The organism is Microvirga sp. BF8, from assembly GCF_059888585.1.
On record NZ_CM187619.1, the window covers coordinates 1,169,584 to 1,184,243 of the forward strand.

Annotated in this window: 11 protein-coding genes; 5 read left to right on the forward strand and 6 right to left on the reverse strand. The window is 65.6% G+C overall.

What is annotated here, in order from left to right; translation table 11 throughout:
* Positions 1-3: 3 nt before the first annotated feature.
* Together AC522E_RS05550 and AC522E_RS05555 are read left to right on the forward strand one after the other, a co-directional pair.
* Positions 4-1,332, forward strand: a complete 1,329-nt coding sequence (locus tag AC522E_RS05550) for an MlaD family protein (protein ID WP_500749386.1) — start codon at positions 4-6, stop codon at positions 1,330-1,332.
* A gap of 13 nt (positions 1,333-1,345) precedes the next feature.
* Positions 1,346-2,014 (forward strand): ABC-type transport auxiliary lipoprotein family protein, encoded by a 669-nt coding sequence (locus tag AC522E_RS05555; RefSeq protein WP_500749387.1) that lies wholly within the window; start codon positions 1,346-1,348, stop codon positions 2,012-2,014.
* Positions 2,015-2,063: 49 nt separating this feature from the next.
* On the opposite strand, the gene AC522E_RS05560 is transcribed toward AC522E_RS05555, so the two are convergent.
* Together AC522E_RS05560 and AC522E_RS05565 are read right to left on the reverse strand one after the other, a co-directional pair.
* The gene (locus AC522E_RS05560) at positions 2,064-2,423 is read right to left on the reverse strand and encodes a nuclear transport factor 2 family protein (RefSeq protein WP_500749388.1); all 360 of its coding nucleotides are present in this window, start codon (positions 2,421-2,423) and stop codon (positions 2,064-2,066) included.
* Between the two features lie 163 nt (positions 2,424-2,586).
* Positions 2,587-7,194: an apolipoprotein A-IV repeat region-like domain-containing protein gene (locus tag AC522E_RS05565; RefSeq protein ID WP_500749389.1), complete on the reverse strand. Its 4,608-nt coding sequence runs from the start codon at positions 7,192-7,194 to the stop codon at positions 2,587-2,589.
* A 318-nt stretch (positions 7,195-7,512) separates the two neighbouring features.
* On the opposite strand from AC522E_RS05565, the gene AC522E_RS05570 reads away from it, so the two are divergent.
* Positions 7,513-7,833, forward strand: coding sequence for a 2Fe-2S iron-sulfur cluster-binding protein (locus AC522E_RS05570; RefSeq protein WP_500749390.1), 321 nt, complete (start codon positions 7,513-7,515; stop codon positions 7,831-7,833).
* A gap of 134 nt (positions 7,834-7,967) precedes the next feature.
* The gene (locus AC522E_RS05575; RefSeq protein WP_500749391.1) at positions 7,968-8,393 is read left to right on the forward strand and encodes a universal stress protein; all 426 of its coding nucleotides are present in this window, start codon (positions 7,968-7,970) and stop codon (positions 8,391-8,393) included.
* Positions 8,394-8,489: 96 nt separating this feature from the next.
* On the opposite strand, the gene AC522E_RS05580 is transcribed toward AC522E_RS05575, so the two are convergent.
* The 4 genes from AC522E_RS05580 to AC522E_RS05595 all read right to left on the reverse strand — a co-directional run bounded on the left by AC522E_RS05580 (position 8,490) and on the right by AC522E_RS05595 (position 13,672).
* Positions 8,490-9,059: a hypothetical protein gene (locus tag AC522E_RS05580; RefSeq protein ID WP_500749392.1), complete on the reverse strand. Its 570-nt coding sequence runs from the start codon at positions 9,057-9,059 to the stop codon at positions 8,490-8,492.
* Positions 9,060-9,064: 5 nt separating this feature from the next.
* Positions 9,065-10,240: a vWA domain-containing protein gene (locus tag AC522E_RS05585; RefSeq protein WP_500749393.1), complete on the reverse strand. Its 1,176-nt coding sequence runs from the start codon at positions 10,238-10,240 to the stop codon at positions 9,065-9,067.
* A 52-nt stretch (positions 10,241-10,292) separates the two neighbouring features.
* On the reverse strand, positions 10,293-12,200 hold the full coding sequence (locus AC522E_RS05590) for a cation:proton antiporter domain-containing protein (protein ID WP_500749394.1): 1,908 nt from the start codon (positions 12,198-12,200) through the stop codon (positions 10,293-10,295).
* A gap of 182 nt (positions 12,201-12,382) precedes the next feature.
* On the reverse strand, positions 12,383-13,672 hold the full coding sequence (locus AC522E_RS05595) for a cystathionine gamma-synthase family protein (protein ID WP_500749395.1): 1,290 nt from the start codon (positions 13,670-13,672) through the stop codon (positions 12,383-12,385).
* 136 nt (positions 13,673-13,808) lie between these two features.
* Here AC522E_RS05595 and AC522E_RS05600 point away from each other — a divergent pair, with 136 nt between their 5' ends.
* Positions 13,809-14,657: an AAA family ATPase gene (locus AC522E_RS05600; RefSeq protein ID WP_500749396.1), complete on the forward strand. Its 849-nt coding sequence runs from the start codon at positions 13,809-13,811 to the stop codon at positions 14,655-14,657.
* Positions 14,658-14,660: the final 3 nt, after the last annotated feature.

Sequence of the window (14,660 nt, forward strand, 5' to 3'; positions counted from 1 at the left end):
GTGATGGAAACGCGTGCGAATTACGCCCTGATCGGATTGTTCACGCTGGCGGTGATCGCAGCGGGGTTCGGCTTCGTCTACTGGTTTTCCGGGGGCGACCGCGGGCAGACGCGCCAGGCTGTCCGCATCGTGTTTTCCGGCTCGGTTTCCGGCCTTTCCAAGGGTTCCACCGTATCCTTCAACGGCCTTCGGGTCGGTGAGGTCACCGACATCAGCCTGCTGCCGGAGGATCCGCGCCGGGTCGTCGCCATCGCCCAGGTCGACAATAGCACCCCCGTCCGCACCGACACCCGGGCCCGCCTGGAATATCAGGGCCTGACCGGCGTCGCGACCATTGCCCTGTCCGGTGGGGAACCGAACTCGCCGAAGCTGGTGGCCGGGCCTGGCCAGCCTCTGCCGACAATCTTCGCCGACCGGTCGGATTTCCAGGACCTCATCGAAACGGCACGCAACATTGCCCGGCGGGCCGATGACGTGCTCGAGCGCGTCGGGCGGGTCATCTCTGACAATGAGGGCTCTATCAACCGCACGGTCCAGAACGTGGAACGGTTCTCGCAGGCGCTCGGCGAGAATGCCGACGGCATCGACCGCTTCCTTGCCCAGGTCGGGCAGGCAGCCGAAAAGGTCGGCCCGCTCGCCGAAAAACTCGAAACCCTTTCCACCAATCTCGACGAGGTGGTCCGCTCCGTGGACCGTCAGCGTGTCGCCCGCATCGTCGAGAACGTGGACAATTTCACGCAAACGTTGAGCGACAGCCGCAAGGATCTCAACGACGCCCTGCACGTTGCCGCGAGTCTCATTGCCCGGCTCAACGATGCGGCACCCAAGCTCGATTCGACGCTCGAGGAGATCAACAAGGTCGCCAAGGCGGTGGATCCGGTCAAGATCGGGCGCACGGTGGACAATGTCGACGTCTTCACCCAGACGCTCAGCCGCCGCAGCCCCGACGTGGACAAGGCGATCCAGGAAGCCCGCTCCATCACCGAGAAGCTCAACAAGTCCGCGGACCGCATCGACGTGGTGCTGGCCGGGGCCGAGAAGTTCCTCGGCTCGGCTTCAGGCGAGGAGGGCAAGAGCGCTTTCGAGACGATCAAGGAAGCGGCGAACTCGGTGCGCGCCCTTGCGGACAACCTGAACGAAAGGACCACCGGCATCCTGACCGGCGTCGGACGGTTCACGGATTCCGGCCTGCGCGAATACGAGGCGCTGGCCGTCGAGGGGCGCAAGGCCATCAACGACATCAGCCGCGCGGTCCGGAGCATCGAACGTAATCCACAGCAGTTTATTTTCGGTGGCCGTCCTGGGCTCCCCGAATACAATGGCCGCCGGTAAAGCTTGAACCAGTATGTGTAGGTCCTCTGTGTTTCCCATCTCCATCGATCGGGTCCGACCGCTCCTGCGCCTCTCGCCGGTGCTGGCTCTTGCCATGCTGGCGGGCGCCTGCTCGTCGGGTCCCGCGCCGACGACCTATGACCTTTCCGCTCCGACCTCCCGTATCCGGGGCGCCTCGGGCGTGCAGGTGCTCGTCAATGAACCCGCGGCGCTCCAGGTGCTCTCGACCCAGCAGATCATCGTGAAGGACGCTTCGGGCACCATCACGTTCGTCGGGGGAGGGCAATGGGCCGACAATCTGCCCCGGCTCATCCAGACACGCCTGATCAACACCTTCGAAAACGCCTCGCAGATCCGCGGCGTATCGCGGCCGAGCAGCGGCGCTGTCGCCGATGTGCAACTCGTCTCCGAGCTCCGCCGGTTCGAGATCGCGACCCCCGGCAACGAGGCGGTGGTGGAGGTCGCGGTCAAGATCGTGAATGACTCGAACGGGCGCATCGTCAACGGCCGAATTTTCCGGGCACAGGTCCCGGCTGCCGCCGTGGACGCGCCGAACGCGGCGCGGGCTCTCGACGAGGCCCTCTCCGTGGTCATGCTCGACATCGTGCGCTGGGTCAGCGGCAGCCGGCTCCCCCGGCGCGAAGAGGTCATCAGTCAGGCCGGCAATCCGCCGCCGGCCTGATCCCGCACCATGGAAACCCATGTCAGCCAAGGCGTGACGCGGTTTCAGCCTACATGGGCACCTGATCGAGAAAGCCGATCACGTTCTTCAGACGCCCCTGCTCGAGAATGGCGAAGTCGGTGCCCTTGACGATCCCTTCGGCGCCTTCCGGTCCGAGTTCCCAGGAGAAGCGGATCTGGTCGCCGTATCCGTCCGGCCGGCCGGTCAACCCGAACCGAAAACCCGGGAACCGCTCGTGCACGGCTGCGATCAGGGCATCGATCTGGTCATGGCCCGCGCCGGCCATGAGGGGATCCTGATAGGCGCCGTCTTCGGTCCAGACCCGCACGAGGAGCTTGCGCCGTTCCGCCCGGTCGGTCTCGTTCCAGAGTGCGATGTAGGTCTCGGCAATGGTGGCGGCGTCGGTCATGGGAGGTCTCCTTTGTCGTTCGCCCGGTCGATCCAGGCACAGCGACGATGGAGGAGGGGACTGCCGGGGTCGATTACCTGAGAGGTCATCGAACCGGAGAGAGCCAACAAAAACGCGGCCTCGTGGGCCGCGTTTTCATGAAAGCGTCTCGATCGAAGCCGGCTCAGCCGAACCGGCCGCTGGCATGGGCCAGCATCGTATAGACCTTGCCGGTTTCCGAGGTCAGGTAGGTCTTGGTCAGCATGGAGTCGCGGTCATCGCGGGAGACTTCCGCGAGCAGGCGCTCGAACTCCTCGACGTAGCGGTCGACCGTCTGCTTGAATTCCGGGTCGCGCTGATATTTGCGGCGGATTTCGTCGAACGTCTGCTGGCCCTGGATCGTATAGAGCCTGCGGGTGAACACGTTGTGCTCGCCGCGCCGATAGCGGTCCCACAATTCCACGGCTGCATCGTGATCGATCATCCGGGCGATGTCGACCGAGATCGAGTCGAGGGATTCGAGGCTGTTGAGCCGGGAGCGGTCAGGGCGGGCGCCGCGGGCCGTTCCGCCTTCCTCGTCCCGGGAAGCCCGGTTCAGGAGATCGGACAGCCAACCACCGCCACGGCCGGCTTCGCGGGCCTGTTCCTCGCGCCGCGGCGCGGGACGCTCGGCGGCAGGCGCGGCCTGACGGGCGGGAGCGGACGGGGCCGGTGCGGGGGCCGCCGCAGCGGGAGCCGGTTTCGGCTCGGCCTGACGGGCCACCGCCGGAGCCGGAGCCGGCGCGGGTGCCGGCGTCGGGGCAGGGCGCTGCTCGACCGCTGCCGCCATGGCCGCGACCGAGGCTTCGTTGACGCGCCGGGCCTGGGCCGCCGGGGCGGCATCGACCACCCGGTTCGAGCGGGAGACGAGAGCCGAGAGTTCGTTCAGCGCCTTGATCTGGTCGGCGACGACCCGGCGCATCTGCGCCGTGCTCTCCTGGGTCTCCTGGGGCAGTTCGACGACCCCGCGGCGCAGTTCCGCCCGGGTGGTCTCGAGTTCGCGCTGGATCTCGCCGGTCATGCCGCGCAATTCACCCATGGTGTCGCGGAACTTCGCTGTGGCAGCGTTGAGCGCCTCGGCCATTTCCGCTGCGGCCTGCTCGTAAGCGGAACGGAGCGAGGCCGCCGTGCGCTCGCCCTCGATCCCTGTCGAGGTACGGATGCGCTCGAACTGCTCGCCGATGGCCTGGCTCGTGCTCTGGGCCGTATCGGCAAGGACGGTACCGATCTGGCGAGCCCGGTTCTCCGCATTCTGGAGCGAACCTTCGACCAGGGTCGAGAAGGAGCGGGTCACCGCTTCTAGTTCCTCGGAACGGGTATTGATCCGCGCGAGGAGGTCGTTGAGGGCTTCCTCTCGGCCGGCAAGAGCGGAGTTGATGCGGGTTTCCGCGAGTTCCAGGGAGGAAGTCGCGTCGGAGATGGTCTGAAGCTGCTCGCGGACCCCGTCGGTCAGGGCGCGGCCCCGGTCCTCGAGCGCATGGGCCAGTTCCGTCGCCTGCTGCATCGCGCCGGACGAGACCGAACGCAGGGCCTCGACCTGATCGGCCACCTGATCGGAGGCACGGCCGGTCTGCGTCGCGATCTCCGACAGCAGCCCTTCGATCTGCTGGATGCGGCCGGCCAGTCCGTCCTCGATGGCGCCGAGATTGCCGCTGGCGCTGGCAGAGACCTGCTGGAGCAGGCTGTTGGTGTCCTGGAGGCGGCCGAGAACCTCGGAAAGTTCGCCGCGCAGGCGCTCGTTGGTCTCGACGAGTGTCGAGACGGCGCGCTGCGTCCCCTCGTCCATGGCGACGCGCAGCGCCTCCGTGGACTGGGTATAGGCAGAGGTCAGTTCCATGCTGCGCTCCTGAAGGGTCGCAAGCATGCTGCTGCTGCGGTCCTGCAGGCTGTCGATCACCGCATTGCTGCGCTCCTCGAGGTCGCGCAGGGCCGTCTGGCTGACTGCGGCGATCTCGCTGCCGATCGCGCCGCCGCGCTCACCAAGGCTCTCGACCAGGGAATTGCCCTGAGTGTCGAAGATGCCGCGGATCTCGTCGATCCGGTTGCCGAGCGATCCGAGTACGGTCTGGCCCTTGTCCTCGATGGCTTCGGCAACGCCCGAAAGGCGGTTGACGACGCGTTCCTCGAAGACGGAGACGCGCTCGTCGAGGGTGGTAGCGATCTCAGCGGCGCGGGCGCCGAGGGTTTCATTGATGTGGTCGGCCTTGGTCGTGAGAGTTTCGGCGATGGTCCCGCTGCGGGCGGCGATGGCCTGGCCGATCTCGTCCATGCGGGCCTGCAGGGCGTTGGCCACGTCGCGGCCGCCCTCGGCCATGACGCGGGCCATCTCGCCCGTCCTGACGACGAGCGCCTCGTTGAGTGCGGAGGAGCGCGCGCTGAGCGTCTGATCGACGCGCTCGACGATGGTGTCGAAGTTCGCGCTGATCTCGGATGTGCGGCGGAGAGCCTGCTCTTCCAGAGCTGTCAACTGCGTCTCGATGGTGCCTGTTGCCTCACGGGCGCGCTCGGAGAAGGATTCCGCAAGGGCGCGGCCCTGCACCGTGATCAGGCGATCCATCTCCTCGAACCGGCCGCCGATCGTTTCCGTAATGCTGCCGACATCGCGCGAAATACGCTCGGCCACCTCGCCGCCGCGGTTCATCACCTCCTCGAACGCGGTCAGGCGGGAACCGAGGGTCTCCTCCATCTCGCGTCCCCGGGTGTCGACCGTCTGAGACAGGGTCTCGGCCGTGCGGTTCAGGGCTTCGTTGACCCGCGCGCCCTGAGTGGCGATGGCGAGAACGATATCCTTGCCGGTGCCGGCGAGGCGGGCCTGTGCATCATCCGCGTGGCGGGTGAGAATGTCGGAGAACTGCTGGCCGCGGGTCTCGAACTCGGTCTCGAAGGCCTCGACCTTCGAACCCATAAGTGCAGCGATCCGCTCGCCCGTGGCCGACAGCGTCGTCTCGAGGGCTTCGCCTTGGACGGTGACGGACTCGCTGACGCGCTGGCTTGCGGCCTCCAGGCGGGTAGCCAGGTCCTCGACCCGGGTGCCGATGGTCTCGTCCGCGAGCCGGACGGCGCCTTCGAGCTGTTCGCGGACTTCGCCGCCGCGCAGGGAGATCTGGCTGGCAACGTCCGCCGCAGTCGTGGCAAGGCGCTCCCGGAACTCGTTGCCGCGGACGACGATTTCGTCCACCACCTCGGTGCCCGTGGAGGCGAGCTGCTCGCGCAGGGTGTGCCCTCGCGAGGCCATGTCTTCGAGGAAGGTCGTGGCGGTGCTGGCGAATTCGTCGCGCAGGGCCGTGCTGTTCCGAGTGAGCTCCTCGCTGACGGAGGCGCCGGCGGCGGCGATCTGGTCGCGCATTTCCGTGGTACGGGCCGAGATGTCGTCGGCGACGACACCCCCGGTGGCGGCCAGCTTCTCGGTGATCTCGCTGCCGCGCTGGACGAAGCTGTCCTCGAGGCTGCGGGCCGTATGTTCGAACGCTTCGCGGACGTCGTTCCCCTGCTGAGCGAGGGCTTCGATGACGCCGCGACCGGTCTCGGCCAGGGTGCGCGTGACCTGGCTGGCGCCGTCCTGGAGATGGCGGGTGAGGACGTCGCCGGTGCGCTCGAACGCTCCAGTGATGTCCTGTGCCTTGGTCTCGAGCGCGCCGGTAATGCGGATGCCGACATCGGCGATGCCGGTCTTGATGTCCTCGCTCGTGCCGGACAGGCGGTCGACCAACTCGACGCCGCGGCTCGCCATTTCCTCGACCACATGCTCGCCGGCGCGGCCGAGAGCCTGCGTGATCTGTTCGCCGCGTTCCTGGAGCGAGGTGCTGACGCGGTCTCCGGCATTGTGGAAAGAGGCGACGATCCGCTCGCCCGCCGTATCGAGATCCTGGATGAGGTTCTGATGGGATCCGGCGATGGCACCACGGACACGCTCGGCATTGGTGACGATCGCCTCACGTTGCGTCACAAGCTCGTCGATGAGAGAGCGGATGCGGATCTCGTTGTCGGAATAGGCACGCTCCAGGGTCGAGATCTCGCTGCGCACGAGCGTTTCCAGCTCGCCGGCGCGGGCGAGGGCGCGCTCGACACCGTCGCCCACCGCGGCGACTTCGCGACGGACGGCCTGGGAAACGGAGAGCACCGCATCCGTCGAGAAACTTTCGGGTTGCGCTAGGCGAACGGCGACCTCGCCGACCGCGCGGGCGACCTGCTTCATCTCCTGCGAGCGGACGGTCAGCATGGCCGCGATGAAGAAAAGGATGACCGGAACGGCCAGCACCATGCCGGCGACGGAGAGCTGCGCCACGCTGTAGCTTGTCAGCAGCTGTTCCGGTGTGGTGATGCCTTGCGAATAGACCAGGAAGGCCGCTCCGCCGAGCCAGAGAAGGGACGCAAGCGTCGCAATCACATAGGCGCGCCGGGACGGGCGCACCTGGAGAGCCTGGAGCATCACGCCGACATTCTGCCGGTCATCGTTGGCGACGGCGTTCCGGTCGGGCGCGATGAAACCGGCGCGGGAGGCATCCTCCAGTTTCAGGTCGCGTGCATCCCCGCGGTCCGTGGACACATCCGTGTCGAGGCTGGCGAAGGGCCCCTTGGTGAAGTCGTGATCGTCGATATCGGGAAGGCGCGGTTCCTCGTGAGCCAAGGTGTCTTCCAACCGCTCAGGCGTCGATGAGATCGACGGCAGTGCGTCGTCCAGGTTCAATGCCTGTTCAACAGCGGACAGGGCCGCCTCTGCCGGATCTTTCATCTTCTTCTTTTCGGTCGCCATGATCGCCCTCGTGACGCAACAGATGGTGGTTGAAGCCGCCGGAATACGCGGATGACAACGCTTACGCGCGGACTTCGTCCAACCGCAGGACCCCGCTTCGGGGCTTACGTTTGGTAACCTGCCATTTACCAAGTAAGTCTAGCCGCCGGACGGAGGGAATGAAACCCGATATCCCCCACCTCTTGCGAACGTCGTTAACGGCTCAGTAACCAGCAGTGCCGGGCAAAATGCGGCAGGAAAACGGCAGGGCGCTTGCTCTGGACTCTCGTTTTTTCGCCCGCACTCGATTAAGTATGCGCCGTCAGTCAGAGGTCTGCAATGGTGAAGATCACGTTCATCGACCCGGAGGGCACGGCCCGCACCGTCGAGGCCGAGGAGGGCTCCACGGTGATGGAAACGGCCGTCCGGAACGGTATCCCGGGCATCGAGGCCGAGTGTGGCGGAGCCTGTTCCTGTGCCACCTGCCATGTCTACGTGGACGAGGAATGGGAGGATGTGACGGGCACGCCGCAGCCGATGGAAGAGGACATGCTCGACTTCGCCTATGACGTGCGTCCGAATTCCCGCCTCTCGTGTCAGATCCGGGTGAAGCCCGAGCTCGATGGTCTCGTGGTCCGCACGCCGACCCGGCAGGGCTGAGCCGGCAATCGCGTTTCGGTTGGCACGTTTCGGTTGGGCCCGGCCGAAAGCTGCGCTAAACATTCCTAACCAACCGCGCTGTCCGAAAAGCCGAGCAGGGCCTTTCGCAGGACGGTGCGCGACAGGGGGTATCCATGTTCAAGACGATCCTCGTTCCCGTCGACCTCGCAGAGATCGCCGCCGCCAAGCCTGCCATCGCCAAGGCGGTGGAACTGGCGCAGTTCTCCGACGGCACCATTCGCCTCATCTATGTGCGCTCCCTCGTGCCCGTCACCTACATGGAGTTCGTGCCCCCGACCTTCGACGAGGAGCAGCAGAGCGATGCGGAGCAGAAGCTCGCGGACGTCGCCGCGACGGTGAAGTTGCCCGCGGACCGTGTCTCGGCGGTGGTCCGCCTCGGCTCTACCTATGGCGAAGTGCTCGGCGAGGCGGAGAAGACCGGCGCCGACCTGATCGTCGTCGGTTCGCACCGGCCGAGCATGGCGACCTACCTTCTCGGCTCCAATGCCTCGACCATCGTGCGCCACGCCAAATGCTCGGTGCTGGTGGTGCGCGCGTAGGGCGTTCGCTGGATTTCCAAAAGCACTCTCATATTGCCATTTCGTCATTCCGTGCCCGCGCGGCGGGGCGGGAATGACAATATGCGTCTGGAATGGCTAGGGAATCTTCGGCAGAAGCTCCTCGGGCGGGCTTGCCGGGTCGAAGGGACGGGGCTTGTTGAGCCTGACCATCGGCTCGAGCTGCCAGATTCCCACGAGGGCGAACAGGGCGCCCAGCAGGGCAATGCCGGTCGCGTGCATCTGGAAGGCCCGCCAGATGAGAAAGGCCATGGCCAGGAGCGACGCGAGCGTCAGCGCGGAGGTCGCGAGCCAGACGGGCATGCTCTTGCCCGCAAGGAATTGCGCCTGCGGGTTGGCACGGGTGATGGCCGAAAAGAGAGACCGCGCAAATGCCCCGTATTGCTCGGACTGGACGTTCGCCTCCACCAGGCTCCGCCACGTCAAGGACGTGAAGGTGAAGGTCTTGCCGTCCTTCATTCGGATGCGTGTCCGAAAGACCTTTTGTGCAAACCGCCCGGGCTCGTAGGTCATCCGCACAGCCTCGACGGCGCCGAGGCGGACCTCATGGACCTTGCGGCCGGAATCGACGACCAGCCGGTCGCCCTTGAGGGTAAAGCTCACCGGTCCGCCGACCGGGCGGGGATTGTGCTCGTAGGTGATGGTCATGCGGTTCAGCGTACCAGTTCCCGCATCGCCTGGTCGATGCCTTCGAGCGTCAGCGGGTACATGCGGTCGGTAAAGATCCGGCGAAGGAGGGTTGTCGATTGGGTATAGTCCCAGCGCTCCCGCGGCACCGGGTTCAGCCAGACCGCGTGGGGGAAATGATGCAGGATCCGTTCCAGCCAGACCTGGCCGGGCTCCTCGTTCCAGTGTTCCACGGAGCCGCCTGACACCGAAATTTCATAGGGACTCATGGAGGCATCGCCGACGAAGACGACGCGATAGTCCGGCGGATAGGTGCGGATGATGTCGAGGGTCGCAATGGTCTCATCGAAACGGCGCCGGTTCTCCTTCCACAGCCTCTCATAGACGCAGTTGTGGAAATAGAAGTGCTCGAAATGCTTGAACTCGAGCCGCGCGGCCGAAAACAGTTCCTCCGCGGCCTCGATGTGCCAGTCCATGGATCCGCCCACATCGAGGAAGAGAAGGACCTTCACGGCGTTCCGGCGCTCCGGCCGCAGATGCACGTCGAGATAACCCTTGTGCGCCGTCTCGTGGATGGTCTCGTCGAGGTCGAGCTCCTCCAGTGCCCCGGTGCGGGCGAAACGGCGCAGACGTCGCAGTGCCAGGCGCATGTTGCGCACACCGAGCTCGACGCTGTCGTCGAAATCCTTGAACTCGCGGCGGTCCCAGACCTTCACCGCCCGGAAATTGCGGTTCTTATCCTGGCCGATCCGGATTCCCTCGGGGTTGTAGCCATAGGCCCCATAGGGTGACGTACCCGCGGTGCCAATCCATTTGTTGCCGCCCTGGTGGCGCCCATGCTGTTCCTTCAGGCGTTCCCTGAGTGTCTCCCAGAGCTTGTCCCATCCCAGGGCCTCGATCTGGCGCTTCTCCTCCTCGGTCAGGTAGCGCTCCGCGAGCTTGCGCAGCCATTCTTCCGGGATCTCCGCCTGCTCTATCCCCTGGCCCAGGGTCTCCAGCCCTTTGAAGACCTGGCCGAAGACCTGATCGAAGCGGTCGAAATGGCGCTCGTCCTTCACGAGGCAGGCCCGCGACAGGTAGTAGAACTCCTCCACCTTCTTGTCGGCGAGATCCCGGTCGAGCGCTTCCAGGAACGACAGGTATTCCCGCAGCGAGACGGGGATCCTGGCGGCACGCAGCTCGGTGAAGAACGTCAGAAACATCGGCCCAGTGTCCGGCAACCTCGGCGGAGGTCAAGCGCAATCGCGCACGGTCTCATGAGCCGGCGCGCGTGACCCGCTCGATCGTCGGCGGCTCCTTTTCCGGCATGCCCACCTTCTCGGGAGAAACAGGCTTCTCCGGGGACGGCGCCTTCTCGGGAGGAAGTGTCTTGCCGACCCTTCGGCGGGCGCGGAACTCTGTCCTGTCCGGACCGCTCCGGGTGGTGCTTTCCTTGAGAAGGGCGCGGAACTCGTCGCGACGTTCATGGATCGAGGCAATGACGAGGCCCATGGGAACGCCGATATCGGTCAGCACGGCCTCGCTCAATTGCAGCGAGGCTTCGATCGTCTCGGGAACGGCATCGTCGACGCCGAGCTTGTAGAGTTCGGCTGCGTGCTTGGCGTCGCGCGCGCGGGACACGATGCTGATGTCCGGGCGCTCCTTGCGGGCGGAGGTCACTACGCTTTCGATCGAACTCGGCGTATCGAGGGTAATGACCAGAGCGAGGGCACGCTCGATGCCGCAGGCCTGGAGAAGCTCGGGATAGGATCCATCGCCGAAATAGACCGGCCTGCCCGCCCGTCGCTCGGCGGCGACGCGCACGGGGTCCATGTCGATGGCGAGATAGGGCACCTTGTGCCGCTCCAGCATGTCGCCGACCAGCCGGCCGACCCGGCCATAGCCCGCGACGATCACATGGCCGGCCTCGTCGGACGGCGGCATCACTGCCAGTGCCGGATCCTGCGGCTCGCGGCGCTCCAGGCGGCGGCTCAAGCGGCGACCGAGGCGGGCGAAAAGGGGAATGGCAACCATGGTCAGGGTGGTCGCGACGAGGAGGTTCTGGCCGATTCCGGCCGGAAGCAGTCCTGCGCCCACGGCGCTTCCGAGGATCACAAGTCCGAACTCGCCGCTCGGTCCCAGCAGAAGTCCCGCCTCGGCTGCATCGGGAGCGCGCAGGCCGAAGGGCCGACCGAGACCTGCAATGATGAGGCTCTTGACGACGATGGTCGCCGCGGCGGCAGCGAAGATCAGGGCGGGCGCCTCGAGCAGACGCAGCGGATCGAGGCTCATGCCGACGGAGACGAAGAAGACGCCGAGCAAAAGCCCCTTGAAAGGCTGGATGGTCACATCGACGGCGCGGCGGTACTCGGTCTCCGACAGCAACACGCCCGCGATGAACGCGCCGAGAGCCATGGACAATCCGCTCGCCGCCGCGAACAGGCTTGTGACCAGTACGACCAGGAGACAGGCGGCCATGAACAATTCGGGGCTCTTGGTGGCGGAGACGAGCTGGAAGAACGGGCGCAGCACGATGCGCCCGAGACCGACGATGGCGCCGAGCGCCAGGATCGTCTGCAGCATCGCCCAGGCGAAGGAGGCCATGGTGACCTCGGGCTTGCCCGTGTCGAGAACGGCGATGGTGAACAGGATCGGGGCCACGGCCAGATCCTGGAACAGCAGCGCCGAGAAGCTCGCGCGGCCGACGGGGGTCGTCAGCCGCTTCTGCTCGGCGAGCACCGGAATGACAATGGCGGTCGAGGACAGGGCGAAGGCGAGGCCGACGATAGCCGCCCCGGTAATCGTGCCGACGAGATGGAGGGCCAGAATGCCGAGCGCCACGGTGCAGAGAAGCACCTGGAGGGAACCGAACCCGAAGACCAGCCGTCTCAAGGTGCGCAGGCGCTGCCACGACAGTTCGATGCCGATGGTGAAGAGCAGGAACACCACGCCGAATTCGGCGATATGCGACGTGCCTTCCGGGTTGGTGAAGGTGATCCAGTTGACCCAGGGATTGCCGGGCACGAGCCTGCCCAGCCCGAACGGTCCGAGCAGGGCCCCCGCTGCCAGGTAGCCGAGGACCGGGCTGATCCTCAGTCGGTGGAAGAGAGGAACGACGATGCCTGCCGTTGCGAGAAAAAGAATAGGTTCCTGATAGGCCTGCAGGTTGATCGAGGCTGCCATTATCTCCGTCCGATTCCTCTCATCATGGGGGGAACGGGAACATGAGCGCAAGGGATAGATGCGCGCATCCTGATGCGCTTCGCTCAAAGAGCGGGCAATTGCCCTTTGGGCACGCCGTCATTCCGGGGCCGCGAAAGCGGAGCCCGGAATGACAGGGTGGGTCCGGAACGACCGCGTGCGCTCTATCGCAGCGTCGCCAGGGCCTGTGCCAGATCGGCCACCAGGTCGTCCGGGTGCTCGATGCCGATCGAGACGCGGATCGTGGCGTCGCTGACGCCGAGACGGTCGCGGGTTTCTTTCGGCACGCCGGAATGGGTCGTCGAGGCGGGATGCGAAATGAGCGATTCCGTCCCGCCCAGGCTCACCGCCAGCTTGAAGACCTGCAGCGCGTTGAGCACCTTGAAGGCCTCCGCCTCGCCGCCCTTCACGTCGAAGGAGAAGGTCGAGCCCGGGGCGGTGCATTGCGCTTCGTAGACCCTCCTCGCAGGAGACCCGTCCGGCAGGTAGGCGAGGTGGTGGACCTTCGCGACCTTGGGATGTTCGCTCAGGAACTTGGCGACGATCTCGCCGTTGCGGTTGGCCGCGCTCATGCGCAGAGCCAACGTCTCCAGCGAGCGGCCGAGCATCCAGCAGGAGTGCGGATCGAGCTGGGTGCCGATGGCCGAGCGCAGCAACCTGACCGGCTTCATCAGCTCCTTCGAGCCCAGCGCCGCGCCGGCGATGAGGTCGGAATGCCCGCCGACATACTTCGTCAGTGAGTAGAGCGAAATGTCCGCCCCATGCTGGATCGGCTTCTGGAAGAGCGGGCCGAGAAGGGTGTTATCGCAGAGGATGACCGGACGGTGGCCGTCCTGGGCGGTCGCGATCTCGTCCGCGACGCGGCGGATCAGGGCGACATCGACGAGGGTGTTGAGCGGATTGGAGGGCGATTCGATGAGGATGACCGAGACGCGGCCCTTGCCCTGGGCCTCCTTGGCGGCGGCGCGGACGCTCGCCTCGTCGACCCCGTCGCCGAAGCCGGCGGAGTGGATGCCCAGATTGGCAAGCGTCTTGGAGATCAGGGTTTCCGTGCCGCCATAGAGCGGCTGCGAATGGAGGATCACGTCGCCCGGCCTGGCGAAGGCGAGGATCGTGGTCGAGATCGCCGACATGCCCGAGGAAAAGAGCAGGCCCGCCTCCGTCTCCTCGAAGATCGCGAGACGGTCCTCGACGATTTCCGCATTGGGATGGTTGAAGCGGGAATAGACCAGCCCGGCGGCCTCGCCCTTGGGCGGTTCGCGGCGTCCGGCGACGTAGTCGAAGAATTCCTTGCCGTGCTCGGCGCTCGTGAACACGAAGGTCGAGGTCAGGAAGACCGGGGGCTTTACCGCTCCTTCGGAGAGGCTCGGATCGTAGCCGTAACCGAGCATGAGGGTTTCGGGCTTCAGCTTGTGATTGCCGATGCGGTCCTTGTGGTAGCGGTTATAGGCCATGTTGTGAGTCCTCTCCTTTGAGACCGACTTACCCTATGCGAGCGGTTGCCGAAAGGTGACGTCACGACATAGGCTGGGCGGTGCGACCGATCCAGAGCCGAGCCGGCGGCTCCAGGCGTCCGAAAAGGGGAGGAACATGGCGCGTTTTTCAGGCACCGACACCTACGTGGCGACGGAGGATCTGACGGTTGCGGTCAATGCCGCCATCGTCCTTGAACGGCCGCTCCTGGTGAAGGGTGAGCCCGGAACGGGAAAATCGGTCCTGGCCGAGGAGGTCGCCAAGGCGCTCGGCGCGCCGCTCCTGACCTGGCACATCAAGTCGACCACCAAGGCCCAGCAGGGCCTGTATGAGTACGATGCGGTCTCGCGCCTCCGGGACAGCCAGCTCGGTGACCCACGTGTTTCGGATATCCGGCACTACATCAAGCGCGGCAGGCTCTGGGAGGCCTTCGCCTCCGATGTGCGGCCCGTTCTGCTCATCGACGAGATCGACAAGGCTGACATCGAGTTCCCGAACGATCTCCTGCTCGAGCTCGACCGCATGGAGTTCCATGTCTACGAGACCGGCGAGACGGTGCGGGCGGAGCGGCGTCCCGTCGTCATCATCACCTCCAACAACGAGAAGGAGCTGCCGGACGCCTTCCTGCGCCGCTGCTTCTTCCATTACATCCGGTTTCCCGACGCCGAGACGATGGCCAGGATCGTGGAGGTCCACTATCCGGGCATGAAGCGCCGCCTCATCGAGGAGGCGATGAGAATCTTCTTCGACGTGCGCGAGATGCCCGGCCTGCGGAAAAAGCCGTCCACCTCCGAATTGCTCGACTGGCTGAAGCTTCTCGTCTCCGAGGATATCGGCCCCGAGCAGCTGCGTGAGCGCGACACCCGCAAACTCATTCCGCCGCTCCATGGAGCGCTTCTGAAAAACGAGCAGGATGTGAGCCTCTTCGAGAAGCTCGCCTTCCTGACCCGACGGGAAGGGCGCTGAGCG